Source organism: Bacteroidales bacterium (genome assembly GCA_018334875.1).
GTDB lineage: Bacteria > Bacteroidota > Bacteroidia > Bacteroidales > UBA12077 > JAGXLC01.
This window is the reverse complement of sequence record JAGXLC010000287.1, coordinates 1-3228: the sequence shown is the minus strand read 5'-3', so window position 1 is coordinate 3228 and position 3228 is coordinate 1. Positions and strand designations below refer to the sequence as shown.

Genomic DNA, 3228 nt, shown 5'->3' with positions numbered 1-3228 from the left:
CATCCCCAATGAGGTGCAGGATCAGACATATAAGCAATGGTTCTTCCTTTACCAAATTGACCTATTGTAAGAAGCGGATCACCTGTTTCTTTTATTTTGAGAATTGTTTCGCAGTCATCTCTCGGCTTAACCTGATTATAACCCAGAATTGGAGGGAAAGAGTTTATGTCGATCCCATTTACCCATTTTTCCTTTCCTGATTGAATCTCCGGATAAAAACCTTCGGTGCTTTCCACTAAATCCTCTCCAGAAAGACAAGTAACTGGTAAAATCTTATTGAGTTTGGTTCTACCCCATCCTCCTTTGCCTAGCTCTCCAGAAAAAGACAGCCATCCTCCTAGAAACATGATGGGCATTCCGTTATATACAGCCTCTACTGTTAACCTTGTCCTGTCAGGAAATGTAAGTATCCCCTTTCCAAACTTTTCCCGGTCGAAAAAACTTGGATTCAATTGAAAATTTTTACTTTCTATGTCACTAAAAATTAACATGTCATACTCATCAAGTATTTTCTCATATTCCCCTGGTTCCATTTTATAAAAATCCCAGGCAGGGATAGAAGTAACCTGATGCCGGCCATCAGATTCAAGGGCTTTTACCAGCCATTTAGCATAATTAAAAACATCTAACCCCTTATACTCAAAATTAAAGGGTGATTCTGCGAACATAGGCCCCATCAGGACAGCCCAGTCGCCGATACAAAAAATTTTTGCCATAACATAAAATCTTATTACAAATTAAACAATTTTATCCCCTTTTGGATTACCATAATCCATTGGCTTATCTTTCATTACGAGGTTTCCATATGGTCGCATGAATTTGTCCCTGGGCTTCTTTTGTAGAATAGTAGAACATAGCTACCAGTTTACTGTCCGATCTTTGAACGACTCTTGGATAACCCAGGTCATTCAACTCATTGTCCTCATTCCAGAAATTATCATATAAAATTCTGGGTTCACTCCATGTTCGGCCCTGGTCGGAACTATAAGCAACTTGTATGGTTCCATATGCTCGTTCACCAAAGACAGCACATAATTTCCCGTCTTCCATCAAAGTCAATGCGGGCGGATTGCCATTTCCATCTCCTGCATCTCCCACTCTGGATTGAAAAGTCCATGTTTTACCCCCATCATTGGAAACATATGCATCCACCCAATTCTCACTTTTCCCATTTTCAGGATCATATTTCCGCCGCATCACCGATAAAATTTTGCCACCTGGTAACAGGAACGATTCAGACATCACCGCCCGACACTGTGTTGACCAGGGATTTTCTGATTCCTCAGAATATATATCCACTTTTACCGCTTCATTAACTTCACTCTCCCTATAAGGTTTGACTATCCAACCCTGAAATTGAAATGTTTTACCTCCATCCGATGTTTTCATACAAAACAATCGATCGGTACCAAATTTTCCTTCTGGCCTGGCCGACATAAATAAAAGGCATTCATGTTTTCCAGTTACGATGTAATCGGTACGGGAGGTGATTTCAACTTTTTCCCAGTATTTTGTAAGCTGTGGGTGATTTTTTAAATTTCCAAAACTATATGGACCATTCCAGCTTTTACCTCCATCATAGCTATAAAAAAAATGACCACGCGGATCATTTGCTCCATGATAAGCAGTTCCAACCAATCGCATGGCAAACTTTTCATGACGAAAATTAATGGGTTTCTCTACCTTTTTCAGTTCCGGCTGATCTCCAAAATCACCTACATACCCTTCAGGATCCCATGCATGCCAGGTTTCTCCGCCGTCTTTGCTACGGGCCAGCCACGAAGAATAAGGATGTGTAAGATTATGTCCTTCTTTCACTTCATAGGGAGCCTCGGTAAATCCAACCAAAATTTCATCATTATCAAAAATCCATGAACCATTATTGGCGGGCCAACCGGCGAAACGGCCCTTTTGATGGTAAACAACATGCTGCTCGGCATTCTTTACTTTTTTATAATCAATTCCTTGGGCTTTTATCCCAAAACCACCAATAACATAACTGGGCAATATTGTCAGCCCAGCTGCAGCGGTAGCGGAATTTCTTAAGAATGTGCGTCGGGAAATTCCTGAATTTTTATTATCCTTCATAATTAACTTATTTTTTTACATTAGCAACTTCATAATCTTTCACAGATCCACATTCTTTCTCAATAAGGGATCGTCTAAGTCTCTCATTTTATTGATAATTCTTTCATCCAGCATATTTATAATCTTTTGAATCTGCTTTCTTGAATCATGTATTAGGTTGACATTTTCATCAGGGTCTACTGCTATATGATACAACTCATCCTTTTCTGGGTCGGCGAAATGACGTACAAGCTTCCATTCCTGAGAACGATAAGAACGAAGCGTTTTATATTCCCCATAGAGGCTGTTATTCCATGGTATATCTTTCCCTTTCAATAACGGTAAAAAATTATCTCCTCTCAGGATTACTCCATCTGGTTTGCTAACATTGGTCATAGCCAGGATCGTCGGAAACCAATCTATTGATTCAATGGTTTCCTCTATTTTAGTACCCGGTTCAATGACTTCCGGCCATCGAATCACACATGGAACCTTCAGACTGTAGTCATATAGATTCGGCCTGCCATTCTCGTATAAACCAAATGGATCCTTTCGATCTGTTGTGATCCATCGTCCATTTCCCTTATGCCACAATCCATGATGACCCATCATATAACCATGGTCGGAGGTGAAAATAACAATCGTATTGTCTCTTAGATCTAATTCATCCAACAGCTCCATAATCCTGCCTATATTCCGGTCTACACTGTGGACAGCTGCATAATATTCGCGCATCATGCGTTTAACACGTTGAACATCCAAATTGGGAAAATCCGGATTGGGAAGTTTCAGATCCATATCTCTCCAGTGCTTTAAATCCTCATCTTTGAGGGGTAACCAAGAGCGATCATCATAGGGAGGCTGAAAACCTTCAGGAAAATCTGTATTGGCATGTGGAGCCCAGTAATGTAAAGAAATAGCAAAAGGCTCATCCTGAAATTCACGGATGTAATCCATTGTGAAATCTGTTAATACATCAGGTGTATATTCACCCTTGTATGTTTTCCAGTTTCCTTCCACCAAGACATCGGGAGATTTTGACTTCATCCCGCCATGGGAAAACCCGGTAAAATGATCATACCCCCTCTGTGTGGGCATATAATGTTTTTCATCTCCAAGGTGCCACTTACCCACCAACGCGGTGTGATAACCTGCATTGCT

The 3228-nt window shown here is 40.5% G+C and carries 3 protein-coding genes; all 3 read right to left on the bottom strand.

The features are described 5' to 3' along the window. On the bottom strand, nt 1–716 hold a 716-nt coding region (locus KGY70_16565; GenBank protein ID MBS3776813.1), incomplete at its 3' end, for a hypothetical protein. 64 nt (nt 717–780) lie between these two features. After that, on the bottom strand, nt 781–2088 hold the full coding sequence (locus tag KGY70_16560; GenBank protein ID MBS3776812.1) for an exo-alpha-sialidase: 1308 nt from the start codon (nt 2086–2088) through the stop codon (nt 781–783). A gap of 39 nt (nt 2089–2127) precedes the next feature. Next, nucleotides 2128–3228 (bottom strand): sulfatase-like hydrolase/transferase (locus KGY70_16555; GenBank protein MBS3776811.1); only part of this gene is annotated, 1101 nt, incomplete at its 5' end.